Source organism: Lolliginicoccus lacisalsi (genome assembly GCF_014841105.1).
Classification (GTDB): Bacteria; Actinomycetota; Actinomycetes; order Mycobacteriales; family Mycobacteriaceae; genus Lolliginicoccus; species Lolliginicoccus lacisalsi.
On sequence record NZ_JACYWE010000004.1, the window covers coordinates 97564 to 123356 of the forward strand.

Sequence of the window (25793 nt, forward strand, 5' to 3'; positions counted from 1 at the left end):
GTCGCGGAGGCGGGAGCCTCGCCGCGGCCCTTGCATGATCCGCCCCTATCGAACGTATGTTCTAGTATTCTTGTGGTGCGTCGCCTTCCCCGCGCACGAGCACCTGCTTGCCAGCCGACCGAGCCAGCCGACCGAACCAGCAGGTGCGCAAGCAGGTACGCCAGTCGAGCAAGCCAGCTAGACGGGCTCGATGAGCCTGGTCATGGCCAGGCCCCGAGGGAAGGGGGGACGCGCATGGGATGGTCCGATGGCCCGCCCTCGTGGCCGGAGCTGGAGCGGATCCTCTCGGGCCGCCCGGCCCCGCGGGAGGAGGCGCATCCAGGGGATGGGAACGATAGCCCCGCCTGGTCCCGCGTCCGCGAGCCCTACACGGCGCATCCTCGTGGCGAGGAACCACGCCCTGCCACGGTTCCGTACGCGGAGCTGCATGCCCACACGGCTTTCAGCTTCCTCGATGGCGCGAGCCATCCGGAGGAGATGGCGGAGCAGGCGGCCCAGCTGCGGCTCGAGGCGCTGGCCATCACGGATCACAACGGCCTCTACGGGGTGGTGCGCTTCGCGGAGGCCGCCCGCGAGCTGGGCCTGCGCACCATCTATGGCGCTGAGCTGACCGTGGGCACGAGCGAGCCCCGCACAGGAAGCCCGGATCCGCCGGGGGCGCACGTGCTGGTCCTCGCGCGGGGCGCGGAGGGCTACCGCAGGCTCTCCCGCTGCATCGCCGACGCGCATCTCGAGGGCGAGCACAAGGGCACTCCGCGCTTTGATCTCGCGGGCCTCGCGGATGCTGCCGGGGGGCATTGGCAGATCCTCACGGGTTGCCGCAAGGGGCATGTGCGGGCGGCGCTGGAGCGGGGCGGGCCCTCGGCCGCGGAGGCCGCGCTGCGCGAGCTCGTCGAGCTGTTCGGCCGCGACAACGTGGCCGTCGAGCTGACCTGCCATGGCCTGCCGGATGACGATGAGCGCAATGATGCCCTGTACCGGCTTGCCCGCGCGCACGGCCTGCGGGTGGTCGCCACCACGGCCGCGCACCACGCCACTCCGGCCGGGGGGCGGCTGGCGCACGCGATGGCGGCGATCCGATCCCGGGCGAGCCTCGATGAGGTCTCCGGCTGGCTGCCCCCGGTGGGGCAGGGTTTCCTGCGGCCGGGCGAGGAGATGGCGCACCTGTTCGCGCACTATCCGGAGGCGGTGCCCACGGCCGCCGAGATCGGTCGCGAATGCGCGTTCGACCTGCGACTGATAGCACCGAGGCTGCCCCCGTTCGCCGTGCCGGACGGCCACGACGAGGACAGCTGGCTGCGCGAGCTCGTCATAGCCGGTGCGCGCGAGCGGTATGGGTCGCCCGCCGATCATCCGGGTGCCTATCAGCAGATCGAGCATGAGCTCCGGGTGATCAAGCAGCTTGGCTTTCCCGGCTACTTCCTCACCGTGCATGACATCGTCGGGTTCTGCCGCGGCCACGGCATCCTCTGCCAGGGCCGGGGCTCGGCCGCGAACTCCGCGGTGTGCTACGCGATGGGCATCACGAATGTCGATGCGGTGGCCAATGGGCTGCTGTTCGAGAGGTTCCTGGCCCCCGAGCGTGATGGGCCTCCCGATATCGACCTCGATATCGAGTCGGACCGCCGGGAGGAAGCGATCCAGTACGTCTACACCCGCTATGGCCGGACCCACGCTGCCCAGGTCGCCAATGTGATCACCTACCGGGGCAAGTCCGCGGTGCGCGACGCGGCGCGGGCGCTGGGCTTCCCGCAGGGGTCCCAGGATGCGTGGAGCAAGCAGGTGGATCGCTGGCATGGCGTGCGCGTGGACGCGGATTCCAGCATCCCGCGCCCGGTGCTGGAACTGGCCGCGCAGCTCGAGGGCTATCCGCGCCACCTGGGCATCCACTCCGGCGGCATGGTGATCTGCGACCGTCCCATCGCCGAGGTGTGCCCGGTGGAGTGGGCACGCATGCCCGGCCGCAGCGTCCTGCAGTGGGACAAGGACGATTGCGCTGCCGCTGGGCTGGTCAAGTTCGATCTGCTGGGGCTGGGCATGCTCTCGGCGCTGCACTACGCCATCGATCTCGTGGCCGAGCACAAGGGCATCGCGGTCGATCTGGCCCGCCTCGACCTCGCCGAGCCCGCCGTCTACGACATGCTGTGCGAGGGCGACTCGGTGGGGGTGTTCCAGGTGGAGTCCCGCGCCCAGATGGCTACCTTGCCGAGGCTGCGGCCGCGTGCCTTCTTCGACCTGGCCGTGGAGGTGGCGCTCATCCGCCCTGGCCCCATCCAGGGAGGTTCGGTGCATCCATACATCCGGCGCCGCAACGGTGCCGAGCCGGTCTCCTATGATCATCCGGCCCTGGAGAAAGCCCTCGGCAAGACACTGGGCATCCCGCTGTTCCAGGAGCAACTGATGCAGATCGCGGTGGACATCGCGGGGTTCAGTGCTGCCGAGGCCGATCAGTTGCGCCGCGCGATGGGGTCCAAGCGGTCCCCGGAGAAGATGGAGCGCCTGCGTGCCCGCTTCTACGACGGCATGCGCGAGCTGCATGGCATCACGGGCGCCACCGCGGACCGCATCTACGAGAAGCTGCGGGCCTTCGCCAACTTCGGCTTCCCCGAGAGCCATTCCCAGAGCTTCGCCGCCCTGGTCTTCTACTCGGCATGGTTCAAGCTGCACCATCCCGCGGCGTTCTGCGCGGCGTTGCTGCGCGCCCAGCCGATGGGCTTCTACTCGCCGCAGTCCCTCGGCGCGGATGCCCGGCGCCATGGCGTGCGCGTGCACCGTCCCGATATCAACGCCAGCCTCGAGCACGCGACCCTCGAGGAGCAGGGCACCGAGGTGCGGCTCGGGCTTGCCGCGGTCCGGGGGATCGGCACCGCCACCGCGGCCACGCTGGTGCGGGAGCGGCAGCAGCACGGTCCCTACCAGGATCTGGAGGAACTGTCCCGCCGCGCGGGCCTGTCCACCGCGGAGCTGGAGGCCCTCGCCACGGCCGGGGCGTTCACGAGCCTGGGGCTGGATCGTCGGGAAGCCCTCTGGGGTGCTGGCGCGGCCGCGCGCGCGACGGGCGGACACCTGCCGGGGACGGTTGTCGCCACTACTCCGTCGCTGCCGGGCATGAGCGCGCTCGAGCTGGCCGCTGCCGATGCCTGGGCCACGAGCATCACCCCGGACCAGTACCCGACCGAGTTCCTGCGCCAGCATCTCGACGCGCTCGGCGTCACGCCCGCCGACAAGCTGCTCGCGGTGCCGGATGGGCAGCGCATCCTCGTCGCGGGGGCGGTCACCCACCGGCAGCGCCCGGCCACGGCGCGGGGCGTGACATTCCTCAGCCTCGAGGACGAGACGGGCCTGGTGAACGTGCTGTGCTCGCCGGGATTGTGGAAGCGCTACCGCGTCCTCGCCCGTACCGCGACGGCCTTGCTCGTACGGGGCATCATCCAGAACGCCGAGGGGACCGCGACCATCATCGCTGACCAGCTCAATGCCCTGGACCTGCGCATGGCGGCCACGCGCTCACGGGACTTCCAGTGAGGCGACCTGACGCCCGTGGTCGAGGACCGTCGTCAGGGAAGGATCAGGGGAACGGGAACGGCACGAACGGCACCGGCCCCGAGCAGGGCTGGAACAGCGCTGGGCCGATCTCGCACATGAACCAGGCAAGATGCTGGCCGAGCTGGAATGCCTGGTCCAGGGTCAAGGGAAAGAACACGAGCGCCCCCTATGTCGATGTTGCCGCTATCAATGCTGGCCGGGCAACTGCTGCTGCCGGAATGATCCGTGGAATGCCCGGAATTCTAGCGCTGCGCCCGGCCCGGCAGGAGCGGAACACCACCCACCGATGATTATCGACGCGTATTTCAAGCCCCAGAGTGCCCGGCAGCCACTCGTCGCGGGGATCCTCGCCCTGCTCAAGGGTGCCACCTCGCGTCGCAAGCGCTTTGCTATCGACCTTCCCGGGCCCCGCTAGAGTGGTGCCGGATAGACCCATACCAGCACGACCCACCCCGAGGACACCGCATGGCATTCGCGAGCTCCCCCTGGCTGCGTACCTTCAAGACCACGCCCGGCACGCCCCGCACCGACCTGGTGTGCTTCCCGCCCGCCGGCGGGTCCGCCAGCGCCTACCACGGCCTTGCCAAGGAGCTCGCGCCCGGCATCGCGGTGGCGGCGGTGCAATACCCAGGACGGCAGGACCGCCTCGATGACCCCATGATCGACACCATCGAGGGCACGGCCAGCGCCATCGCCGAGGCGATCACAGCTTCCCGCAGCGCTGGTCGGCCGCTCGCGCTGTTCGGGCACAGCATGGGGGCGAGCGTGGCCTTCGAGACCGCCCGCGCGCTCCACGAGCGTGGCGCCGCGCCCGCCCACCTCATCATCTCTGGTCGGATCCCACCGCATCATCCGCGCGACACCGCGTTCCACAAGGCCACTGATGCGGATCTCATCACCGAGCTCGAGCGGCTCGCCAACAACCCCGCCAGCGTGCAGATCCTTCGCGAGGTGCCCGAGATCGCCGAGATGGTGCTGCCCTCGGTGCGTAATGACTACAAGGCTGTCGAGACCTACCACTACCAGTCAGCTACCCCATCGCTCGACTGCCCGCTGACCGTCTTCGTCGCGGACGACGATCCCACCGTCACCGTCGAGCAATCCCGCGAATGGGCCCGCCACACCACCGGTCCGTTCGACCTCGTCACTTTCCCCGGGCGGCACTTCTACCTCGATGAGCAGACCGAGGCCGTCGCCAAGAACATCGCCACCGTCATCGGCGGATAGGCGCTGGCCGCTGCCCGCGTGGCCTACACAGCTCCGTGGAAGCCGTGCTGCCGCCAGGCCTCGTACACCGCCACGGCCGCGGAGTTGGCGAGGTTCAGCGAGCGACGCCCCGCGAGCATGGGGATCCGCACCCTGTTGGTGACGTGGGGATCATCGAGCACCTCGGCGGACAGGCCCGTCGGCTCGGGGCCGAACAGCAGCACGTCGCCCGGATCGTAGGTGATCTCGGTGTGCGGGGTGGTGGCGTGCGCGGTGAAGGCATGAACGCGCTCCGGGCGCAGCGCTGCCCAGGCTGCCTCGAGGTCCTCGTGCACGGTGACGGAGGCAAGGTCGTGGTAGTCGAGCCCGGCGCGGCGCAGCTTCGGCTCGCTCAGGTCGAACCCGAGCGGACCGACGAGATGCAGCTCGCTGCCCGTGGCGGCGGCCAGCCGGATGGCGTTGCCGGTATTGGGCGGGATGCGGGGCTCGTGGAACATCACTCGGAACACAACACCCATTCTCCGGGGTCGGGGCGGCCAGTCCCAACCCGGGATGGGTATCCCGCCGCCGTTCCCGTCACAGCTGCCCGTCCGCTGCACCGGCCGAACCTGCCCCGCTACCCCCGCTGCACCGGCCGAACCTGCCTCGGTTGTGTGATGCTTTGCACCCAGGAAGGCGCGATCGAGGGTGCATTTGGTAACACAACCGGCGGCCCCGGGCGGCCGACGCGCGCAACCGGCGGTAGTCCGCCAGCTCGCGAAACCCGCTACAGCACCGAAGGCCGGTGCTCGCCAGTCCGGGCGATCGAGCTCATGATGTCGCGGACGGTCGCGAAATAGCGCGCCAGGACCTCCTGCGCCCGCGGGGTGCTGGGGGTCTGGGAGCTGAGGAACAGCCCATCCTCGGTGCGGACGAGCCACATGTTGGCGTTGCTGGTGCGGCCCTCGCCGGTGAAGATGAGCCCGTTGCGGTGGGCCTCGGTGCCCGCGCCGGGCATGTGCCGGGTATCGAGGTAGTTCACCATCTGCGGAGTGCTGGTCGGCGGCGCGAGGCGCCCCTCGGCGATGAACCGCGCGAGCACGGCGTGCACGGGCGTGGGCGCGAGGTCCTTCGCGGTGTCGAAGCTGGCCTGGGCGCGGGGGAGCAGCGCGGTGAAGGACAGGTCCGAAGGGAGCGGGAACGCGACGGGCACGAAGTTGCAGAACCAGCCCTGCGCGAGGGCATGCTCGGGGGAGCGGGTGGAGAGCACGGTGAGCCCGAAGTAGGTGGTGGAGCCGGTGAGCTGGTGCTCGGCGAGCGCGAGGACCGCGAAGATCGCTCCGCTGGGCCGTGCTCCATCCCGCGCGCACGCCTGCTCGAAAGCCGTGGCCCCGGCATCGTCGAGCAGGTGGTGGGAGATGATGCGCACGGGCGCGGTCTCGCCGGGCGGGAGTCCGAGATCGAGCGGGAAGCGCGGGATGCGCCAGTCGCCGAGCGCGAAGATCCCTGCCCATCGCTGGTGCAGGCCAGGATCGCTAGCGAAGCGGCGGGCCGCCTCGGACTCGCGCAGGGGGTAGGCGGTGTGGGGCTGGGCGAGCTCGGCGGGGAAGGTAAAAGCCGCATCGTCGGCATGGGCGAGGTAGCGCTGGGCGAGCTCGCCCAGGGCGAGGCCGTGAGAGATGCCATCGGTGAGGGCATGATCGGCGCCGTAGTACAGCGTGAACGAGCCGCCGTGGTCGATGGCACCGAAAGCGCAGCCCGGCGCGCTCCACGGGACGCACTGTCTAGCGAGATGCTCGGCGATGTGGCGGGCCGCATCGGCGCTGCAGACGGGGTTGTCCGCGCTCAGCATGGTCTCGATGCCATCCGGGGGATGGACCAAGCGGGCGTAGCTTCCGTCGCGTTCCTCGAAGACGGTGCGGGTGTTCTCGTGGGTGATGCTGAAGCCGGTGACGGCCGCGGCGAGGGCAGCGCGGTCGAGCGGCCGGTCGATGCGCGTGAGGCCCCCGATGAATGCCCGGTAGGGCTGGCCCGCTGCCCGGCTGGCGCTCGCGGCGCGCAGGTGATCGAGCTGCAGGAAGCTGGCCGGGTGCTCGTGCGGCGCGGATCCGGGGCGCGGCGCGGGCGCGACGATCACGGGTATTCCTCCGGTGGCGTTCCACTCGGAGAGGGCGGTGCGGATCAAGCGGTCCTCCTGTTGATCGGGGATCGTTCGTCGGAGGCTCGAGCGGCAAGCTCAGGCGGCGATGGGCGTGGTGCTGGCGCTGCGCAGCACCGTGGCGAGCTCGCTGAGGAACATCTCGATCGCCAGGTGCGCTTGGGGCGTATCGGGATAGCGGGTCGAGACGTTGAGCCCGTGGGGAGTGCGGTTGATCCAGAAGTAGACCTCGTTGCTGCTGTAGCTGTTGGAGCGCAGCGCGCGGCCCTGGATGTCGGGCATGCGGTCGGCCTCGGGAAGGTAGCGGATGTCGACGTAGGAGACGACGAACCGGGGTGTCGCGGTGGTGCCGAGCAACTCGGCGACGCGGGCGAACGGGGCGAGCGCGAGGGGCTTGGTGGCGGCGAGCGCACGGGTGGCGGACTGGAGCGCGCCAGGGAGGTCGTTGCCGTGGGCGACGGTGAGCTCGAGGGGGACGATGTTGACGAACCATCCCATCGACTCGGCCCAGCTCTCGTGGACGCGGGTGTGCACGGGCATGATCGTGGAGAACCTGGTGCCGCCGCCTGTGCGGGCCTGTGCCAGCGCGAGCGCGGCGAGGATGCCGGCCTGCGAGCTGAAGCCGTGGGCGCGGCAGGCGGTGTTGAGGGCTTGCGCCTCGTCGAGGTCGAGGAGCCATCGGGAGAGGCTGGCTTGCCTGCTGGTAGCGGTAGCTGGCTCGACGGGGCCGAAGGCGGGGAACTGGTGGTCGTGCTGGGCGAGGAAGTCGCGCCAGGCCTGCACGGCGGGGGCCTCGGTGGTCAGCGCCTCGCAGGCCTTCTGCTCGACGACAGCGAAGTCGAGATGGCTTCCGTATGCCTTCGCGGTGGTGTGGTGGGTGCCGTCAACGATGTCGTTGTAGAGCGCTCGCAGCTCGCTGATGGCGATGACCTGGCTGTAGGCGTCCATCACGGAGTGGTCCGCGCCGAAGATGCAGAGGAACGATCCGTCGTCGCTGCCGGGCTCGAGGGGGCCGGGCTCAACGGTGGCGAGGATGCAGTGCGGCCAGGACAGCGGCGAGAGGGCGGTCTCGAACTGCTCAGTGAGGAAGTCGCGGGCCTCGGCCCCGGTGCGGGCGCGGAGAACGGGCACGGGCACGGCGTCGATGGCGTCGACAGGGAGCGTCTGGCGGGCCCAGCCGGCAGGCGTGGGGAGGACCGTGGTGCGCAGCGCCTCGTGGCGGGCGAACCAGGTAGTGATGAGGGCGCGCATGGCCTCGGGGGAGTAGGGGCGCTCGATACGGAAGGCGGAGCCGATCCAGCTACCGCGCCCGGGGCGGTCGGTGGTGCGATCAGCGCGGTCGCAGTGCTCGCGGTGCGCGGAGGAGAGCGGGCGGGCGTCCGGGGCCCAGGCGCCGCGGGCGACCACGGGTGTCCAGGTGGTGAGGCGACCGTCGGGGAGCGGGTATTGATCGAGCTCGGTGTATTCCATCGTGGCCCCTTCGCCAATCTCCGGGTTTATTTTCTGGTGGCTTGCGATGGATTGATCGTAAGGAGCTCCCGGTCCTGGTGGCGGTCGCGCCGTGGGGTGGGGCGGATCACGCTTGAAATAGTTCCGCGGATGTGAATAATCCTGCGGTGCCCGGTATTTCGCTTCATCCCAGTACGCTTGTTGTCTCGTCACGGAATGGGCTGGGTAAATTGTTTCCGCCGCGAGCAAGGTGCGAATGCGTCGTGATTGTCGCCTTCATCGTTTTTCGGGCGCCGTGGCGCTCGTTATTGTTCTCGGCGCGGTTAAGGCGATTGCATCCATGTTTCGCGGCGTTGCGCGGCGCCCAACGCGGGGTGAACGGGGCGTGCTGTGACGACTCCTCCGCCGCGAGCGCCCCGTGGGAGCCATCACAGCAGGCATGGCCGAGCGTGATATCTCACTTGCGCGCGCGCGGCGGCGTGGCAGGCGCGCGCAGTGCCTCGCGCCATTCGGTCCACAGCGCCTGCATGACGTGCCCCGAGGCGTCGGTGCGCGGGTAGCGGGAGCGGAGGAAGATGCCGCGCTCGTCCCGCCAGATCCAGAACTGGGCGTCGTCGGCGACGGTGGAGTTGCTGATGTGCACGGGATCGGTGCAGGTGGCGGCGCCGTTTCCAGGGGCGATGCCGGGCAGCGCGCGGTAGTCGATGTAGGACAGCATGTAGACGTCCTGGCGAGTGCGCTGGAACTCGTCGGCGAGCGCGGTGAGCACGTGCGCGTGGGGGACCGGCGCGAGCTCGAGGGCGCTGCGGAAGGCGGCGTGGTTGGCGGCCAGATTCGTGGCGAAGCTCGCGCTGGGCACGTTGATGGTCAGCGCGACCGTGTTGGTGTACCACCCGAACGTGCGGTCGGAGAGTGGCCGGTGCCGGGTGTGGACGGGCATGAGGATGTCCTGCCGGATCGGGCCGCCGCAGGCCTTGGTGGCCATGCCCAGCGAGGTCGCGAGCCCGCTGAACATGCTGCCGCCGTGGGTGCGGACCCATTTCTCGAAGTGGCGGGCCTGGTGGGCATCGAGGAGCTGCCGGGAGTCGTCGGCCTGCGGGTGCAGCGTGCCGGGCTCGCCCACGCCGAGCGGCAGGGGGAACGAGGGCGCGGTGCCGCCGGAGGAGCGCAGGTAGTGCAGCCAGCGCTGGATGCGCCAGTCCTCGCGGGGGGTGGGGGCAATGGCGGTCTCGTGGGCGGTGTCGGCGACGAAGTCCCCGGCGTCCCCGGTGTCGATCGGGGTGCCGTGGCGCGCGGCGAGGTAGTCGCGGGAGAGCTCGTGGATGGCGAGCGCGATCGAGTAGGCGTCGGCGTGGCCATGGTCGAACGCGGCGATGATGGTGGCGGTGCTGCCGTGCTCGATGGCGAGGAAGCGCATGGCGGGGTAGCGGGTGGGCCTGCAGTGCTCGCCGAGCAGGCGGGCGAGCAGCTGTTGCATCTGGCGGGGCGTGGCGGCGTCGTGGGGGAGTTGCTGGGGCTCGGCGATGGTGGTGCTGGCGTGGATGTGCCGGGTGATGGTGCCGTCCTGCTCACGGAACTCGCTGCGCAGGGTGGGGTGGCGGCGCAGGAACGCGGCGAGCGCGGTGGCGAGCGCGGCGCGGTCGAGGGCGTGGGTGACGGTGAACGCCGCGGCGAGCCAGACGCTGCGACCGTCGGGGTCGGCCGCGGCCCCGGCGAGGTGGAACTGCTGGTTGAACGAGGGGGCGATGGGGGAGCGGGCTATGGGCCCGGTGGTGGTGACGGGCCATTCCCAGATCGTGCCGGGCTGCGGCTGGTAGCGGCTGATCGTGGTGAGCTCCATGCCGATAGGAGCTTAATCGGCGCGCTCGCCTGCTGCAGCGTAAGCGCGGTCCATGGTGGTCTGCAGCGGGATGTGCGGGTCGAAGGCGACGCCGAGGGCTTCCATGTTGCTGCTGATCAGTTGCAGCGTCCAGCCGCAGAGGAGGCTCTCGAGCTGCGCGGCCTCGGGGACGCGGCTGCGGCGCCAGCGGTTGACCGTGGCGTCGACGAGGCCGACGAGCGCGAAGGCGAGGGGCCCGGCGCTGGAGGTGTCGGCGTCGAGCGCATCGAGCACCGCGGTGAAGAGGTCGGCGATCTGGGTGGCGATCGTGGTCTTGGCGGTGGTGGCGACGTCGGGGCCGGCGGTGCCGTTGCGGGATGCGCGGGAGCCCACGAAGTGGTGCAGGTGGGGGTGCTCGGTGGTCCAGGAGATGTAGGCGTGGACGCTGTCGTGGATGAGCTCGGTGGGGGTCCGGGAGAGGTCGAGGCGGGGCGCGAGATCGGCAAGGACCTTGTCGGCGATGTGCGCGCGGATCTGGTAGTCGAGATCGGCGCGGTCGCGGAAGAACCGATAGATGCCCGCCCGGGTGACGTGGGCGTGCTCAGCGATGCGGGAGACACCGACGGCGGGCCCGTCCACCTCGATGGCCGTCAGCGCGGAGTCGAGGATGAGCTGGCGGCGGGCTGCCTTGTGGTCCTCCCAGCGCACGGCGCGGCGGTCCGTGGGGCGTTCGTCCGGGCGAGGAGGGCGGTGAGTTGTCCTGGGCACGCCGAAAAGATTATCGAACAAACCCCTTGTGTGTAACACGTTGGATCACATAGATTGCTGATACACGATGACTCAGGTACCTGGGCTCGACTCTCCAGAGGAGCAAGAACCATGGCCCGCAACAGCATCCGCGGCACGAACCACAACAAGGTCTACGTCGTCGGCGTCGGCATGACGAAGTTCGAGAAGCCCGGCTCCCGCGACTGGGACTACCCCGACATGGCCCGCGAGGCCGGCATCAACGCCATCGACGACGCCGGGATCGCCTACCACGAGATCGGCCAGGCCTACGCCGGCTACGTCTACGGCGAATCAACCTCGGGCCAGCGCGCGATCTATGAGCTGGGCATGTCCGGCATCCCCATCGTCAACGTCAACAACAACTGCTCCACCGGGTCCGCGGCACTGTTCCTCGCCGCGCAGGCCATTCGCGGCGGATCCACTGACTGCGCCCTTGCCCTCGGCTTCGAGAAGATGCAGCCCGGCTCCCTCGGCTCCACGTTCGACGACCGCGAGCAACCCATGATGCGTCACCTCCTCGCCCTCGCCGAGCTGCAGGAGTTCGCCATGCCCCCGGCGCCCTACATGTTCGGCGCGGCCGGGCGGGAGCACATGGAGCGCTACGGCACCACCGCCGAGCACTTCGCGAAGATCGGCGTCAAGAACCACCGCCACTCCCGCAACAACCCCTACGCGCAGTTCCAGGACGAGTACACGCTCGACGAGGTGCTCGGCGCCAAGCAGATCTACGCGCCCCTGACCAAGCTGCAATGCTCCCCGACCTCCGACGGCGCCGGGGCGGCCATCCTCGCCAGCGAGCGCTTCGTCGAGGAGCACGGGCTCTCCCGCCAAGCCGTGGAGATCGTCGGCCAGTCCATGGTCACCGACATGCGCTCCACCTTCGATGACAACAGCGCCATCAGCCTCGTCGGTGGCGACATGACCCGCGTCGCCGCCCAGCAGGTCTACCGGCAGGCCGGCATCACGGCCGACGACATCGACGTCATCGAGCTGCACGATTGCTTCTCCACCAACGAGCTCATCACCTACGAGGCCCTTGAGCTGTGCGGGCCCGGCGAGGGCGGCAAGCTCATCGACAACGACGACACCACCTACGGCGGGCGCTGGGTCGTCAACCCCTCCGGTGGCCTCATCTCCAAGGGCCACCCCCTCGGCGCGACCGGTCTCGCCCAGTGCGCCGAGCTGACCTGGCAGCTGCGTGGCACCGCCGGGGCCCGCCAGGTCTACAGCGCCGCCACCCCAAGCGGCGTGGCGCTGCAGCACAACATCGGCCTCGGCGGCGCGGTGGTCGTCACCGCGTACCGGCCCGCCGAGCGCTAGCCCGCCCACCCCAGCAACCCCTTCAACGGCAACCCCTCGATCAAAGGAAACCCTCATGGCATCCGTCTCCGTCTCCGCCCACGTCCCCGCCGCTCCCGAGAAGGCCTGGGACCTGCTCTGCGACCTCTCCCGCTGGGACGAGTGGCTCACCATGCACGTCAAGTGGAAGGGCGAGATCCCCGCCGAGATCGGCGCCGGCACCACCATCACGCAGGTCGTCTCGGTCATGGGCATGGCCAACAAGATCGAATGGAACGTCGACGAGTACGACGCCCCCCGCCTCGTGCGGATCTCGGGCACCGGCATGGCCGGGGTGCAGGTGGAGTTCGTCCTCTCGGTCGCTCCCGACGGCGCTGGCTCCAACGTCACCATCGACGCCTCCTTCACCGGCACGATGATCGTCGGGCCGATCGGCAAGGCCGTCGCCAAGAACGCCCGGGCTGATCTCGAGACGTCCATCGCGAAGTTCACCGAACTGCTTGGCTGAGCCCGCCATGACGCCTCCCGCCAGCCCCCCAGCCTCGCTGACCGTCGCGTTCACCTCCTCTGGCCTCGGCGAATGGACCGAGCCCGAGGTCTTCGACGTCACCGCGGAGCGCATCGCCGCCTATGCCGCGGCCACCAACGACCCCATCGCCCGGCACCGCGACGGCACCGTCGCGCCACCCGTGTTCGCGGTCGTGCCGGTCTTTTTCTCGATGGCACCGGCCGCGCTGTCGGTCGCGCCACCGGAGCTGCTGATGAAGCTCGTCCACGGCGAGCAGGACTTCCGCTTCCACCGGCCCATCCTCGCCGGGGACCAGCTCACCGTGCGATCGCGGCCCATTGGCTTCACGGGCCGGCCCAACGGCCCCACCGTGGTCGTCCACGCCGAATCCAGGGATCGCGGCGGCGAGCTCGTCAACGAGCAATGGATGACCGCCTTCTTCCGCAACGTCGATGCCGGCGAAGCACGCGGGGAGCAAGCCCCGGAGCACCGGTTCGATGACACGCTGCGCGAGCAAGCACCCATGGCGACGGTCGAGCAGCATATCGACGAGGACCAGACCTACCGCTACTCGCCGGCCTCGGGCGATCCCATGCCCATCCACCTCGATGACGAGATCGCCCGCATGGCCGGGCTGCCCGGGATCATCAACCACGGGCTCTGCACCATGGCCTTCGCCTCGTGGGCAGCGCTCACCGGGCTCGCCGACGACCAGACCGAGCGGCTCCTGCGCTTCGCGGTCCGCTTCGCCAAGCCCGTCCTGCCCGGGCAGGACATCACCACGCGCATGTGGGCGAGCCCGCAGCGAGCAAGCACTTATCACTTCGAGACCAGCGTGGCCGACACCCCCGTCCTCACCGACGGACTGATCGAGCTCCGCTAGCCCAAGAGATCCGCCCGAGAGATCCGCTAGCCCAACCAAGGAGCCATCCACGATGAACACGCTCGACGGAAAAGTCGCCATCGTCACCGGGGCCGGCCGCGGAATCGGCCGCGAGCACGCCCTCCTGCTCGCCGCCGAGGGAGCCCGCGTCGTGGTCAACGACCTCGGCGGCGCCAACGACGGCACCGGAACCGACGCCGGGCCCGCCCAGCAGGTCGTCGACGAGATCCACTCGGCCGGCGGCACCGCCGTGGCCAACACCGACAACATCGCCACCTGGGACGGCGCCGAGCGCCTCGTGCAGCAGGCCATCGACACGTTCGGTGACCTCCACATCCTCGTCAACAACGCCGGCATCCTCCGCGATGCGTTCCTCGCCGGGATGACCGAGGAGCAGTGGGATTCCGTCATCGCCGTCCACCTGAAGGGCCATGCCGCGCCCACCCACCATGCGGCCGCCTACTGGAAGTCGCGCGCCAAGGCCGGCGAGCACGTCAACGCGGCAGTGATCAACACCTCCTCCGCCTCGGGGACATTCATGCCCAACGCGGGGCAGAGCAACTATGGCGCGGCCAAGGCCGGCATCGCCGCGTTCACCCTCGTCGCGGCGGACGAGCTCGAGCGCTACGGCGTGCGTGTCAACGCGATCGCCCCCATCGCCCGCACGCGCCTCACCCTCGCCACCCCCGGCATGGGCGCGATCTTCGCGGAGGAGGTCCCAGAGGGGGAGTTCGACCCCTTCAGCCCCGCCAACATCGCGCCGCTCGTCGTCCGGCTCGCCCACCCCGAGTGCAAGCTCACCGGCAAGGTCTATGCCGTCCAGGGCGGCGCCATCACCGAGCTGCACGGCTGGACCGGCGGCACCACCATCGAGTCCGACGGCCCCTGGACGGTCCGCGATCTCGCGGACCGCCTGGGATGAAAGGCACCGCCATGGCATCCGCCACCACAGAGACCTCCACCACGGCCCTCCGGGCGATCGAGCATGGGGTTGGCATCCTCGACGAGCATCGCGCGCTCGCCGACTCCGTCCGGGCCTTCACCGAGCGCTACATCCGCGCGGATGACGTCCGCGCCGAGATCGACGCGACCGACGAGGAGCGCACCCCGCCGTTCTGGTCCGACCTCGCAGCCCAGGAGCTCCTCGGGCTCGCCATCCCCGAGGAGCACGGCGGCAGCGGCTACGGGATCCTCACCCTCGCCGTGGCGCTGGAGGCGCTCGGGCGCCGCATCGCCCCCGGGCCATTCGTGCCTACCGTTCTCGCGAGCGCCATGATCAGCGCCTCGGACTCCAAGGCACGGGTGGAGCTCCTGCCCTCCCTCGCTAGCGGGGAAAGGGTGGCCGCCGTCGCCCTGCGCGGCACCTTCACCACCTCCCGCGACAGCGATGGGCTGATCCTCGACGGGCACGCCGATGCGGTGATCTCCGCCGAGCACGCGGACATCATCGTCCTGCCCGCGACCGTGGGCGATGGGGAGACCATCTGGCTCGCGGTCGACGCCGCCTCGGTCCACGCGACGGCCCAGGACAGCATCGACCTGCTGCGCGGCTCCGCGCGCATCGAGGCCCGCGGCGCGCGGATCAGCACCGGCCGCATCCTCGACGGGCTCGGCCACGCGCACGGCCAGGCCCTCGCCACCGCGCTCCTCGGCGCCGAGGCGCTCGGCATCATGTCCTGGTGCGTCACGACCGCGGCGGAGTATGCCCGCGTCCGCGAGCAGTTCGGCCGACCGATCGGCCAGTTCCAGGGGGTCAAGCACCTGTGCGCCCGCATGGGGGTGGCTCTCGAGAAGGCCCGCGCCGTCATCTGGGATGCCGCCAGCGCCCTCGACAACAACGACGCTACCGCGTCCCTCGCGGCCTCCATCGCCGCGACGATCGTGCCCCGCGCCGCGGTCACCGTCGCCCAGGACTGCATCCAGGTGCACGGCGGCATCGGCTTCACCTGGGAGCATGACGCGCACATCTACTACCGGCGGGCGCTGGCCATCCGTGGCGCGCTCGATCATCATGATGTGCACGCGCGCCAGGTGGCGGAGGCCGCTCTGGCCGGGACCACGCGTGGCTCCGCCATCGAGCTGCCGCCCGAGGCCGCTGCGATCCGTTCGCGCATCCGGGCCGCCCTCGAGCCGATCGCCAGGATCACCGATGAGGACGAGCAGCTCATCGCCCTCGGCGATGGGGGCTGGGTGCAGCCGCACCTGCCCGAGCCATACGGCCGCGCCGCCGCGCCGCTCGAGCAGATCATCATCGCCCAGGAACTCGACGCTGCCGGGATCGCCATGCCGCAGCTGCTCATGGGCGGGTGGGCGATCCAGGCGATCGTCGCGCATGGCAGCGAGAGCCAGAAGCGCGACCTCGCCGTCCCCACGCTGCGCGGCGAACTGGTGTGGTGCCAGCTCTTCTCCGAGCCCGGCGCAGGATCGGACCTCGCCTCGCTCAGCACCCGGGCCGTGCGCGCCGACGGCGGCTGGCGGGTCACCGGCCAAAAGATCTGGACCACGGTCGCGCAGTTCGCGGACTGGGCGATGCTCATCGCCCGCACCGATCCCGACAAGCCCAAGCACCAGGGCATCACCTACTTCGTGCTCGACATGTCCACCCCCGGCATCACCGTCCGGCCATTGCGAGAGATGACCGGATCAGCATTGTTCAACCAGGTATTCCTCGATGACGTATTCATCCCCGACGAGCATGTCGTCGGCAGGATCAACGACGGGTGGCACGTAGCCCGGACCACCCTTGCCGGGGAGCGGGTGGCGCTGAGCCAGAAGATGGAGGCCTACGCCACCGACCGCGACCTGCTGGACTTCGCGCGCGGCCGCGACCTCTCGCCGACCTCGATGGTGCGCCTCGGCGAGCTGCTCGCCGAGAGCCAGGCCGTGGACCTCATCGGCGCGCGCGTCGTCCTCAAGCAGCTCGCCGGCATCGACGTCAGCACCACTTCATCGGTGGGCAAGCTGCTCGCGATGTCGCTCGGCCAGGCGATCTCCGAGTTCGTCGTCGAGGAGCTCGGCCCCGCGGGCACGGCGGCCGTGCCCGGACAGCCCAGCGACAAGGCCATCGAGCAGCTCATCGCCGGCCGGGCCACCACCATCTACGGCGGCACCACCGAGGTGCAGCTCAACGTCATCGGCGAGCGCATGCTGGGCCTGCCCCGGGACGCCGAGCCCGTGGCCGCGCGGTGACCGAGGGCATCACACGGCCGGGCCGCGCCATCGTCCAGGGCTCGGGGGAGGACCTTGTCATCCTCGTGCACGGGTTCTCCGATAGCGCCGACGGGTGGCATCGCGTGCAGCCGCTCCTCGCGCGCGAGCGCACCGTGGTGGCGATCGATCTGCCGGGTTTCGGGCGGTCGGCCGAGGCCTGGCCGTTGCCCCTGCTCGACGCCTATCGCGACCTGATCCTCGCGATGGCCCGCGAGCACGGCCGCGGCGGGACCACCACGATCGTCGGCAACTCCCTCGGGGGCGTCGCCGCCGCCCATGCCGCCGCCCACGCGCCGGACCTGATCGACCGCATCGTCCTCGCGGACGTGCCGGGGCTCGCGCCGACGCCGCCGCTGTGGTCGCGCGCCTCCTCGGTCCGCGCCGAGGCGATGCTGCGCGCGCTGACGGGCAGGCTCCCAGCCCGCGCCGCGGTCACCGTGTTCGAGCTGCTCTTCAGCGCCGCGGCACGGCACCGCAAGCGCCTCGACATCGCAGCGCGCCGCGCCGTGCGGGAGAACTACCCCCACCCGAGCACGGTCGTCGCGCTGCTGCCCAAGGCCCGGGAAGTGCTGCGCGCCCTCGATGGGCTGGACCTGCCGAGCCTGATCGCGGCACTGCCGATGCCCGTGCACCTCGTCTGGGGCGAGCATGACTGGCTGACGCCCCCGCGCACCGGCCGCGGCCTGCTCGCCCACCCCCACGTGACCAGCGCCGTCCTCCCCGGTTGCGGGCACTGCCCGCAGCACGACCGGCCCCGCGCCTTCGCCACGCTCCTCGAGGAGGTGCTGGGCACCCCGCACGGCCAGGACGGACCCGAGAGAAATGAGATCGTTCAGTGAATCCGGTTCGCAGCGCGCCCCGCATGGTGGGGCTCGTCCGCGGTGCTCGCGCCATGATCGCCTCCGGCATCGTGCCGCTCGCCCGTCCCGACCTAGCGCTCCGGTCCGTTCGGGTCCTCCGGCGGCAAGGACCATTCGTCGGCGCCCTGCAAGTGCCGCTCGGTCGCGCGCCGCACAGCGTGGCACTGATCGACGATGCCGGGCCGATGACCTACTGGGAGCTCGACCAGGGATCGACCGCGCTGGCCAGGGCCTGGGGCTCGTGCGGGCTCGGCAGCGGATCGGTGGTGGCGACGCTATGCCGCGACCACCGGTACCTGGTGATCGCCATGCTGGCCGCCGGCAAGCTCGGTGCCCGACTGGTGCTGCTCAACACTGGGTTCTCCGGGCCGCAACTGCGCGCCATCGCCGAGCGGGAGAATATCGACGCGCTGGTGCACGACTGCGAGTTCGACGCGATCGTCGAGCATGCGCCTGCTTCGGTGACCACCTACCTCGGCTGGCATGATCCACAGGCCCCCGCGCGGCGCGCCTGCCCCACGGTCAGCGATCTCATGCTGTTCCCGCCCTCGCTGCCACTGCCCGTGCCCCGGGCCGCACGCGGATTCGTCCTGCTCACCAGCGGCACCACGGGGATCCCCAAGGGCGCGCCACGGGAACGGACGTCGATCCTCTCGACAGGCCAGTTCCTCGACCGCATCCCGCTGCGCGCGGGCGGGGTCACAGTCATCGCTGCGCCCGCCTTCCATGGCACGGGACTGTCGCAGTTGCTGCTCGCCCTCGCGCTCGGCAGCACCGTCGTGCTCGCGCGCCGGTTCGACCCTTCGGCCGCGCTCGCGGCGATCGAGCAGCACGGTGCCGATGCGCTGATCGTCGTGCCGACCATGCTCCACCGCATGCTCGAGGCGGATGCTGCCGCCGCGGAGCGCCGCGACACCTCGTCGCTGCGGGTGCTCCTCACTGCTGGATCCGCGCTCGCCCCGGAGCTGTATCGCCGCGCCACCGCCCGGTTCGGCGACGTGGTGCACAACCTCTACGGCTCCACCGAGGTCGCTGTCGCCTCGGTCGCCACGCCCGATGAGCTGCGGCGAGCACCGGGCACCGTGGGCAGGCCGCCCGCGGGATGCCAGGTCAAGCTCGTTGATCAGGATGGCAACGAGGTGACCGGGGCGCATCGGCGCGGACGGGTATTCGTGGGGAGCGGGCTCTCGTTCGAGGGCTACACCGATGGCCGGTCCCGCGAGACCTACCGTGGCCTGCTCGATACCGGGGACATCGGCCACTGGGACTGGTCGGGGCTGCTCTACATCGACGGCCGCGCCGACGACATGATCGTCTCGGGTGGCGAGAACATCCATCCCGTGGCGGTGGAGAACAGCCTGCTCGAGCATCCAGGCGTCAGCGATGCCGCGGTGATCGGGGTGCCCGACGCGGACTTCGGGCACCGGTTACGGGCGTACCTCGTGCCCGCCAGCGGGGGCGGGGCAGCAGGCGAGGAGCTCGAGGATTCCGTTCGCGATCACATCCGGGCCCAGCTCGGCAGGCTCGCCGTTCCCCGCGACGTAGTGATCGTCGAGAGCCTGCCGCGCAATGCCACCGGCAAGCTGCTTCGAAATGTGCTGCAGGATACAGAGACGGTCATCACAATGGATGGGAGCGCGCGGCACTGATAGGTTGAAAGGTTGCGGGAAAAGGTCAATTCTGCGGCGCTAGCCGTGCGCGGAAGCATTGCGGAGGACCATCCTGAGCAGCGCTTTCCTGGTGGGCGGGGGAGTGGAAACCTGCTGGCGGTGCCGCTTTCTCGTTGATGGTCGGGCTTGGTGCCGAACATGCTGGATGTTAAGCGATGGAGAAAACGCCGTCCCGGAATGCCGCAATTGTTGCATTTCCTGTTACGCGGGCAATAACTGCCGAACATCACGCGAAAATGGTGTCCCGCATCAATGCCCGAAGCCCTTTACGATCAGCGCATGGTCATACGACTCGCCCCCCTCGACTGCGCCGCGTACCGGGTGGAGGCCGCCGCCGGGCGCCGCGTGGCGAGCCAGGCAGTGTGGAAGTACGACCGCCCCGTCGACCATGATGTTCTCGCCCGCTTCCACCGACGTCTCGGGCAAGGCCCGCTCGCGCGCCGCATCGCTCCCGCCACCATTCCCGCCGCCGGGGACCGCTGGGTCAAGGAACCGGGCAGCGAGCCCATCGAGCATGCGCCTGGCCCGCTACCCGACCACGCCGTCGAGGACTGGATCCGCGACCGCAGCCATGCTCCCGTCAGCGGAACCGGGCCCACCTGGCGCATGGCCGTCGCCGACCTCGAGTCCGGTGGAGCCGTCGTCTCCGTCCTCGCCTCCCACAGCATCGCCGACGGGCAGGCCTTCACCTACGCGCTCCTCGCCGCCGCCTCGGATGCCGCGCTGCCCGTCCCCGCCGATGACGCAGCAACGGCCCGAACGGCCCTCGCTGACTCCCGCGCTGCCCTCGCTGCCGCCCCCGCGACCATCCTCGCTCTCGCAGGCCTCCCGCGCGCGCTCGCCAGCAGCAAGCCAGCGCACCGTCCGCGGCCACGCACCACCGCCGCAGCGCCCGTAGCCGTCGACGTCATCGCGCGGCTCACCACCGCGAGCGGGGAGTTCCGCTTCCCCGGCGCATCGCTGCCCGTGGCCAGCCACGACTGGACCACCCGCGCCACCGCGCTCGGCGGCACCACCAACTCGCTGTTCATGGCCATCGCCGCGGACATCGCCACCCGCCTCGGCCGCGTTGCCGACGACGGCTCCGTCCAGCTCGCCATCCCCGTCAGCCAAAGGACCGCAGGCGACCATCGCGCCAATGCCATCACCGGCGTCACCATCCCCCTCGATCCCGGCCACGTCCGCACCGGGCTCGGGCCCGTGCGCGCGCTCGCCAAGAAGCGGCTAAGCGAGGCCAAGGGCAAGCCCCACCCGCTCGAGCCGCTGATCCCGATCACCACGGCCCTGCCCCGGCCCGCTGTCCGTGCCCTCGCCGGAACGATCCTGCACGGCGACTACCTCAGCGTCGGCTGCTCCAACGTGGGCGTCGCTCCCGAGCAGCTGCTGTCCATCGACGGAGCGCCCGCCACCCACATGATGATGACCTTCGTGCTCCAGGGATACCGCCCCGACCAGATCCTCCGCACCGGCGGCCGGCTCAATATCGGCATCCTGGAGGCCGCCGGCCTCATCCGCCTCCGCGTCTATGGCTTCGACCCTCGCGTCCCGCTCGACGACGACGGACTCCGCGAGCTCAGCGCCGACGTCCTGCGCTCCTGGGGGCTCGCCGTGCAGCCCTGGTAACCCCGCCCTGCTTGACGACACCCTGCTTGACGACACCGACGAGAGGCCGCACTCATGACCGAACCAACCCTCGCCATCGACGCGCGGGGCCTCGCCAAGCACTACGGGACCTTCGCCGCCGTCACCTCCGTCGACCTCGCCGTGCCCACCGGAACCGTCCACGCGGTCCTCGGCCCCAACGGTGCCGGAAAGACCACCACAGTGCGCATGCTCGCCACCCTCACCAGGCCCACCGGCGGAACAGCCCGCATCCTCGGCCACGACATCGTCCGCGACGCCACCGCCGTGCGCTCCCTCATCGGGCTCACCGGCCAGTACGCCAGCGTTGACAATGACCTCAGCGCCCGCGAGAACCTCACTATCTTCGCCCGGCTGCTCGGCTACAACCGTGCCCGTGCCCGCGCCCGCACCGACGAACTGCTTGCGGAGTTCAGCCTCACCGACTCCGCCACCAAGCCCTTGAAGAGCTTCTCCGGCGGCATGCGCCGCCGCCTCGATCTCGCCGCGAGCCTCATCGCCGAGCCACCGCTGATCTTCCTCGACGAGCCCACCACGGGCCTCGACCCGCGCACCCGCGTCGACATGTGGAACACCGTGCGCTCGCTCGTGGCGCGCGGCTCCACCATCCTGCTCACCACCCAGTACCTCGAGGAGGCCGACGAGCTCGCTGATCGCATCACCGTCATCGACCACGGCACCGTCGTCGCCGAGGGCAGCCCCGATGAGCTCAAGGACAGCATCGGCCACAGCGTCCTGCGCGTCACCGTCACCGACCCGCACGACACCCTCCGCGCCGCCCGCATCGTCGCCGCCTCCACCGGCGCCGAGGCCTCCGCCGCCACCCCCGGAACCCTCACTGCCGCGCTCGCCAGCACCAGCGAGGTCCCAGAGGTTCTCCTCGCGCTGCGCGCCGCCGGAATAGGGATCCGCGACCTCGCGATCGAGCGCCCCGACCTCAACGCCGTCTTCTTCGCCCTCACCGGCAACCCGCACAAGGAGGATGTCGCTTGACCATCACCCGCGCGCCCGCCCCACCCATCGAGCCCATCGCCCGCGTGACCCTTGCCGCCACGTTCCACCAGACCCGCATGATGGCCTACCGCGGACTGCTCAAGCTGCGCCGCAGCCCCCAGCAGCTCTACGACGTCATCATCCTGCCCATCGTCGGCACCGTGCTGTTCGCCACCATCTTCGGTGGCGTCGTCACCGGAAGCGTCGACTCCTACCTGCCCTTCCTCATTCCCGGCGTGCTCGTGCAGATCATCGTCACCGTCAGCGTCGTTACCGGGGTACAGCTCTCCGACGACATCAGCAAGGGCATCTTCGACCGCTTCAACGCCCTGCCCGTCGCCCGCATCGCCCCGCTCGCCGGAGCGCTCGCCGCGTCCACCATCCGCTACGCCATCGCCGCGATCATGACCATCCTCGTCGGCTACGTCATGGGCTACCGCGCCGAGAGCATCCTCGGACTGCTCCTCGGCGCCATCCTCGTCATCCTCGCCGGATTCGTCGTCAGCTGGATCTTTGCGCTTCTCGGCGTGCTCCTCACCGAGCCTTCTGCCGTCCAGGGCCTCTCCATGCTCGTCCTGACCCCGCTGATGTTCGCTTCCAACGCGCTCGTGCCCATCGAGACCATGCCCGGATGGATGCAGGCCGTGGCCAGGTTCAACCCGATCTCCCACCTCGTCTCGGCACTGCGCGAGCTCACCATGACCGGCAGCCCCGGTAGTGACACCGCCTGGGCGATCCTCGGCCTCGCGCTCATCCTCGCTGTGTTCGTGCCCCTCACCGTGGGCGCCTACATGCGCCGGTCGTAGGCTGCCCGGCTGATGCGTCGCGCGCCCGCTTTGACGAGCGGCCCCGAGAACCTGGAACAATAGCGGGCGTGACGGCGACAAGACTTGATGGCAAGGCCACCCGCGACGAACTCTTCCACGACCTCGCAGCGCGCGTGGAGGTGCTCGAGTCCCGCGGCATCCAGCCCGGGCTCGGCACGATCCTCGTCGGAGACGACCCCGGCTCGGCAGCATACGTGCGCGGCAAGCACGCTGACTGCGCCCGCGTCGGCATCGCTTCCATCCGCCGCGACCTGCCCGCTGACATCAGCCAGGAAAAGCTGCACGCCACCATCGACGAGCTCAACGCGGACCCGGCCTGCACCGGCTACATCGTGCAGCTGCCCCTGCCCAAGCACCTCGACGAGAACGCCGCCCTCGAGCGCATCGACCCCGACAAGGACGCGGACGGGCTCCACCCCATCAACCTCGGCCGCCTCGTCCTCGGCAAGGAAGCACCCCTGCCGTGCACGCCGCGCGGCATCGTGCACCTGCTGCGCCGCTACGACGTGCCCATTGCTGGTGCCCACGTCGTCGTTGTCGGGCGCGGCATCACCGTCGGTCGGCCCATCGGACTGCTCCTCACCCGGCGCAGCGAGAACGCCACCGTCACCCTCTGCCACACCGGCACCCGCGACCTCGCCGCCCACGTCCGCCAGGCCGACATCGTCATCGCCGCGGCCGGAGTGCCCGGAATCATCACCGCCGACATGGTCAAGCCCGGAGCCGCAGTCCTCGATGTCGGCGTGAGCCGCGTCGAAGGCAAGCTCGCCGGTGATGTCGCCCCCGAGGTGTGGGACACCGCCGGCCATGTCTCGCCCAACCCCGGCGGAGTCGGCCCCCTCACCCGGGCCTTCCTCATCGCCAACGTGGTCGAGCGCGCCGAGCGGCAGCAAGCCTGATCTCGCTCGCAGTGGCGGCATGGACCGGCGGGGCCGGCGCGCGGAGGCAGATCCCTCGCGCCTCGCGCCCGCGCCACTAGGTTGGGAAAATGGGCCGGACACAAACTTGAGCCGGACACAAACTTGAGCCGGGCAGCACCTTGAGCCGGGCAGCACCTTGAGCAGGGCAGCACCGCCGCACGGGACCACGACCAGCAGACGAGGGGGAACCAGTGGCACCACGGATCCACCCAGCGCGCCGCGAGCAGATCCGCGCTGCGATGTCGCATGTGCCGCTCGCCATCATCAGCGTGTTCCTGCTGCTCGCGCTCGTGCTCGTGCTGCAGGACCGCTGGCGGCGCGGGGCATTCGTCCTCGGCGTCACCTCGTTGCTCGCTGCCTGGTTCAGGCTCATCCTGCCCGAGATCCAGGCAGGACTGATCGCGGTGCGCAGCAAGCCCTTCGACGTGAGCGTGCTCGTGTCCATGGGCGTGATCATCGTGTGGCTGACCTTGTCCATCGATCCGCTCGGCACCGACTAGGCGCGGTCTAGGCGGTGGCTGCCGGTGCGCGGCGGTGGCTTTGGCTGCCGTTCGGCGCGTTGGCTGCCGTCCGCCGCAAACGCGATAGAAGCGGCCGGATATGCAGGTCGGCTTCTATCGCGTTTGGTGGTTTCCGGTGCTTTTGCGACGCCTGGCGGGTGACGTGGCTTCAAGCGGCAGTCCCAGCGCCGGTCAGCCCTGCTACCTCGGCGCGAGTGGAAAATTTTCCCGCTCCTAGAGGGAAAAGTTTCCACTAGCAGCGCGCCACCAGCCGCGCGAGCCCAACCCACCAGCCGCGCGCGCCCAACCCACCAGCCGCGCCGCCGCGTGCTCAGCGAATGCTGTGGCGCGCGAGCTCCATCGTGTCGGTGAGGAGCGCGGAGATCTCCTCGAGATCGGTGAGGAAGCCGTCGTGGCCCTTGTCGGTGTGCAGCACGCGCAGTTCCTTGCAGCCTGGCAGCTTCGCGGCGAGCTCTTCCTGCAGGCGCAGGGGGGAGAGCCGGTCGGAGGTGATGCCACCGACGATGGTGGGCACGGTGCAGGAGGCGAGCGCGGCATCGAGCCCGCCGCGACCGCGGCCGACGTCGTGGCTGCTGAGGGAGTCGCTGAGGATGACGTAGCTACCGGCGTCGAACCGGTGGACGAGCTTGCCGGCCTGGTGGTCGAGGTAGCTCTGGATGGAGTACTGGCCACCGTGGACGGGTGACACGTCGGTCTGCGCATCGTTGCCGAACCGGGTGTCGAGTTCTTCCTCGCCACGGTAGGTGAGGTGGGCGATGCGGCGTGCCACGCCCAGACCGTGCTCGGGAGAGCGACCGGTGCCGTAGTAATCGCCGCCCTGCCAGCCGGGGTCGGTCTTGATGGCGAGGATCTGCGCGGTCTGGGTGCCGATCTGATCGGCGGTGGCGCGGGCTCCGACGGCGAGGACGAGCGCGCTGGCGACGCGATCGGGGCAGGTGATGGCCCATTCGAGCGCGCGGGCACCGCCCATGGAGCCGCCCAGGACGGACGCGAAGCGCTCGATGCCGAGCAGGTCAGCGAGCTTGCGCTCGGCGTTGACCTGGTCGCGGATCGTCACTGCGGGGAAGCGTGATCCCCAGGGCTTGCCGTCGGGGGCGAGGGATCCGGGGCCGGTGCTGCCCTGGCAGCCGCCGACGGCATTGGCGGCGAGGACGCACCATTCGTTGGTGTCGACGACCGCGCCGGGGCCGATGAGCCCGTCCCACCATCCCGGGGAGGGGTGGTGGGCATCGGCGGGACCGGTGACGTGGGAATCACCGGTGAGGGCGTGCAGCGCCAGGATGACGTTGTCGCCGCGGGGCGATACCTCGCCCCAGCGCTGCACCGCGAGGGTCACGTCGGGCAGCGTGGCACCGTTCTCCATGCGGAGCGGCCCGATGCGAACGTGGCCGACACTGCCGTCCGGCGCTGGCCAGAGGGCACTGCCTAGGCCACGCTCCGCCCCGCGCCCGGTGGAGGGCGCGGACGGGGCGCGGTTGCTGAGCGGCGGGTGAACGCTGCGCGGGTGGCTCACTC

General features: G+C 70.2%; 22 protein-coding genes. 15 read left to right on the plus strand and 7 right to left on the minus strand.

Features of this window, described 5'->3' with window-relative positions:
* Positions 1 to 234: 234 nt before the first annotated feature.
* On the plus strand, positions 235 to 3525 hold the full coding sequence (locus HT102_RS08280; RefSeq protein ID WP_192038953.1) for an error-prone DNA polymerase: 3291 nt from the start codon (positions 235 to 237) through the stop codon (positions 3523 to 3525).
* A gap of 43 nt (positions 3526 to 3568) precedes the next feature.
* On the opposite strand, the gene HT102_RS16160 is transcribed toward HT102_RS08280, so the two are convergent.
* On the minus strand, positions 3569 to 3703 hold the full coding sequence (locus HT102_RS16160) for a hypothetical protein (protein ID WP_269902751.1): 135 nt from the start codon (positions 3701 to 3703) through the stop codon (positions 3569 to 3571).
* A gap of 129 nt (positions 3704 to 3832) precedes the next feature.
* Here HT102_RS16160 and HT102_RS16165 point away from each other — a divergent pair, with 129 nt between their 5' ends.
* Entirely contained in the window at positions 3833 to 3961 is a 129-nt protein-coding gene (locus tag HT102_RS16165; RefSeq protein WP_269902752.1) for a hypothetical protein, read from the plus strand.
* A 50-nt stretch (positions 3962 to 4011) separates the two neighbouring features.
* Entirely contained in the window at positions 4012 to 4773 is a 762-nt protein-coding gene (locus tag HT102_RS08285) for a thioesterase II family protein (protein WP_192038954.1), read from the plus strand.
* A gap of 23 nt (positions 4774 to 4796) precedes the next feature.
* Here the strand turns inward: HT102_RS08285 and HT102_RS08290 are convergent, their stop codons facing one another.
* The 5 genes from HT102_RS08290 to HT102_RS08310 all read right to left on the minus strand — a co-directional run bounded on the left by HT102_RS08290 (position 4797) and on the right by HT102_RS08310 (position 10925).
* On the minus strand, positions 4797 to 5261 hold the full coding sequence (locus HT102_RS08290) for a tRNA (cytidine(34)-2'-O)-methyltransferase (protein WP_192038955.1): 465 nt from the start codon (positions 5259 to 5261) through the stop codon (positions 4797 to 4799).
* Between the two features lie 257 nt (positions 5262 to 5518).
* Positions 5519 to 6916 carry a non-ribosomal peptide synthetase family protein gene (locus HT102_RS08295; RefSeq protein WP_192038956.1) on the minus strand — a complete coding sequence of 466 codons (1398 nt, stop codon included), beginning with the start codon at positions 6914 to 6916 and terminating at the stop codon, positions 5519 to 5521.
* Positions 6917 to 6967: 51 nt separating this feature from the next.
* Entirely contained in the window at positions 6968 to 8359 is a 1392-nt protein-coding gene (locus tag HT102_RS08300; protein WP_192038957.1) for a condensation domain-containing protein, read from the minus strand.
* Between the two features lie 436 nt (positions 8360 to 8795).
* On the minus strand, positions 8796 to 10178 hold the full coding sequence (locus tag HT102_RS08305; RefSeq protein WP_192038958.1) for a condensation domain-containing protein: 1383 nt from the start codon (positions 10176 to 10178) through the stop codon (positions 8796 to 8798).
* A gap of 12 nt (positions 10179 to 10190) precedes the next feature.
* Positions 10191 to 10925, minus strand: a complete 735-nt coding sequence (locus tag HT102_RS08310; protein ID WP_192038959.1) for a TetR/AcrR family transcriptional regulator — start codon at positions 10923 to 10925, stop codon at positions 10191 to 10193.
* 111 nt (positions 10926 to 11036) lie between these two features.
* Between HT102_RS08310 and HT102_RS08315 the strand changes: the two genes are divergently transcribed.
* From HT102_RS08315 to HT102_RS08370, 12 genes are all read left to right on the plus strand, one after another.
* Positions 11037 to 12266 (plus strand): lipid-transfer protein, encoded by a 1230-nt coding sequence (locus HT102_RS08315; protein ID WP_192038960.1) that lies wholly within the window; start codon positions 11037 to 11039, stop codon positions 12264 to 12266.
* 55 nt (positions 12267 to 12321) lie between these two features.
* On the plus strand, positions 12322 to 12753 hold the full coding sequence (locus HT102_RS08320) for a type II toxin-antitoxin system Rv0910 family toxin (RefSeq protein ID WP_192038961.1): 432 nt from the start codon (positions 12322 to 12324) through the stop codon (positions 12751 to 12753).
* Positions 12754 to 12760: 7 nt separating this feature from the next.
* Positions 12761 to 13636 carry a MaoC/PaaZ C-terminal domain-containing protein gene (locus HT102_RS08325; RefSeq protein WP_192038962.1) on the plus strand — a complete coding sequence of 292 codons (876 nt, stop codon included), beginning with the start codon at positions 12761 to 12763 and terminating at the stop codon, positions 13634 to 13636.
* A gap of 52 nt (positions 13637 to 13688) precedes the next feature.
* Complete coding sequence (locus tag HT102_RS08330; RefSeq protein ID WP_192038963.1) at positions 13689 to 14558, plus strand: SDR family oxidoreductase; 870 nt, start codon at positions 13689 to 13691, stop codon at positions 14556 to 14558.
* Positions 14559 to 14569: 11 nt separating this feature from the next.
* Complete coding sequence (locus tag HT102_RS08335; protein WP_192038964.1) at positions 14570 to 16825, plus strand: acyl-CoA dehydrogenase; 2256 nt, start codon at positions 14570 to 14572, stop codon at positions 16823 to 16825.
* Positions 16822 to 17685, plus strand: a complete 864-nt coding sequence (locus HT102_RS08340; RefSeq protein WP_192038965.1) for an alpha/beta fold hydrolase — start codon at positions 16822 to 16824, stop codon at positions 17683 to 17685. The genes HT102_RS08335 and HT102_RS08340 overlap by 4 nt, the downstream gene beginning before the upstream one ends.
* 23 nt (positions 17686 to 17708) lie before the next feature.
* Entirely contained in the window at positions 17709 to 19355 is a 1647-nt protein-coding gene (locus HT102_RS08345) for an AMP-binding protein (RefSeq protein ID WP_192039120.1), read from the plus strand.
* A gap of 300 nt (positions 19356 to 19655) precedes the next feature.
* A complete protein-coding gene (locus tag HT102_RS08350) occupies positions 19656 to 20999 on the plus strand; it encodes a hypothetical protein (protein ID WP_192038966.1) in 1344 nt (447 codons plus the stop codon).
* 54 nt (positions 21000 to 21053) lie between these two features.
* The gene (locus tag HT102_RS08355; protein WP_192038967.1) at positions 21054 to 22010 is read left to right on the plus strand and encodes an ATP-binding cassette domain-containing protein; all 957 of its coding nucleotides are present in this window, start codon (positions 21054 to 21056) and stop codon (positions 22008 to 22010) included.
* Positions 22007 to 22816, plus strand: coding sequence for an ABC transporter permease (locus tag HT102_RS08360; RefSeq protein WP_225443414.1), 810 nt, complete (start codon positions 22007 to 22009; stop codon positions 22814 to 22816). The genes HT102_RS08355 and HT102_RS08360 overlap by 4 nt, the downstream gene beginning before the upstream one ends.
* A gap of 68 nt (positions 22817 to 22884) precedes the next feature.
* On the plus strand, positions 22885 to 23736 hold the full coding sequence (locus HT102_RS08365; RefSeq protein WP_192038968.1) for a bifunctional methylenetetrahydrofolate dehydrogenase/methenyltetrahydrofolate cyclohydrolase: 852 nt from the start codon (positions 22885 to 22887) through the stop codon (positions 23734 to 23736).
* Between the two features lie 260 nt (positions 23737 to 23996).
* Complete coding sequence (locus tag HT102_RS08370) at positions 23997 to 24257, plus strand: DUF3017 domain-containing protein (protein WP_192039122.1); 261 nt, start codon at positions 23997 to 23999, stop codon at positions 24255 to 24257.
* A gap of 331 nt (positions 24258 to 24588) precedes the next feature.
* Here HT102_RS08370 and metX read toward each other — a convergent pair whose 3' ends face one another.
* Positions 24589 to 25791, minus strand: a complete 1203-nt coding sequence (metX, locus tag HT102_RS08375) for a homoserine O-acetyltransferase MetX (protein ID WP_192038969.1) — start codon at positions 25789 to 25791, stop codon at positions 24589 to 24591.
* Positions 25792 to 25793 lie beyond the last annotated feature (2 nt).

What these genes read in the sequence shown, in the direction of transcription:
- HT102_RS08280 (WP_192038953.1), top strand. Translation starts at nt 235, where the DNA reads ATGGGATGGTCCGATGGCCCGCCCTCGTGGCCGGAGCTGGAGCGGATC.
- HT102_RS16165 (WP_269902752.1), top strand. Translation starts at nt 3,833, where the DNA reads ATGATTATCGACGCGTATTTCAAGCCCCAGAGTGCCCGGCAGCCACTC.
- HT102_RS08285 (WP_192038954.1), top strand. Translation starts at nt 4,012, where the DNA reads ATGGCATTCGCGAGCTCCCCCTGGCTGCGTACCTTCAAGACCACGCCC.
- HT102_RS08300 (WP_192038957.1), bottom strand. Translation starts at nt 8,359, where the DNA reads ATGGAATACACCGAGCTCGATCAATACCCGCTCCCCGACGGTCGCCTC.
- HT102_RS08305 (WP_192038958.1), bottom strand. Translation starts at nt 10,178, where the DNA reads ATGGAGCTCACCACGATCAGCCGCTACCAGCCGCAGCCCGGCACGATC.
- HT102_RS08315 (WP_192038960.1), top strand. Translation starts at nt 11,037, where the DNA reads ATGGCCCGCAACAGCATCCGCGGCACGAACCACAACAAGGTCTACGTC.
- HT102_RS08320 (WP_192038961.1), top strand. Translation starts at nt 12,322, where the DNA reads ATGGCATCCGTCTCCGTCTCCGCCCACGTCCCCGCCGCTCCCGAGAAG.
- HT102_RS08325 (WP_192038962.1), top strand. Translation starts at nt 12,761, where the DNA reads ATGACGCCTCCCGCCAGCCCCCCAGCCTCGCTGACCGTCGCGTTCACC.
- HT102_RS08330 (WP_192038963.1), top strand. Translation starts at nt 13,689, where the DNA reads ATGAACACGCTCGACGGAAAAGTCGCCATCGTCACCGGGGCCGGCCGC.
- HT102_RS08335 (WP_192038964.1), top strand. Translation starts at nt 14,570, where the DNA reads ATGGCATCCGCCACCACAGAGACCTCCACCACGGCCCTCCGGGCGATC.
- HT102_RS08345 (WP_192039120.1), top strand. Translation starts at nt 17,709, where the DNA reads ATGGTGGGGCTCGTCCGCGGTGCTCGCGCCATGATCGCCTCCGGCATC.
- HT102_RS08350 (WP_192038966.1), top strand. Translation starts at nt 19,656, where the DNA reads ATGGTCATACGACTCGCCCCCCTCGACTGCGCCGCGTACCGGGTGGAG.
- HT102_RS08355 (WP_192038967.1), top strand. Translation starts at nt 21,054, where the DNA reads ATGACCGAACCAACCCTCGCCATCGACGCGCGGGGCCTCGCCAAGCAC.
- HT102_RS08370 (WP_192039122.1), top strand. Translation starts at nt 23,997, where the DNA reads ATGTCGCATGTGCCGCTCGCCATCATCAGCGTGTTCCTGCTGCTCGCG.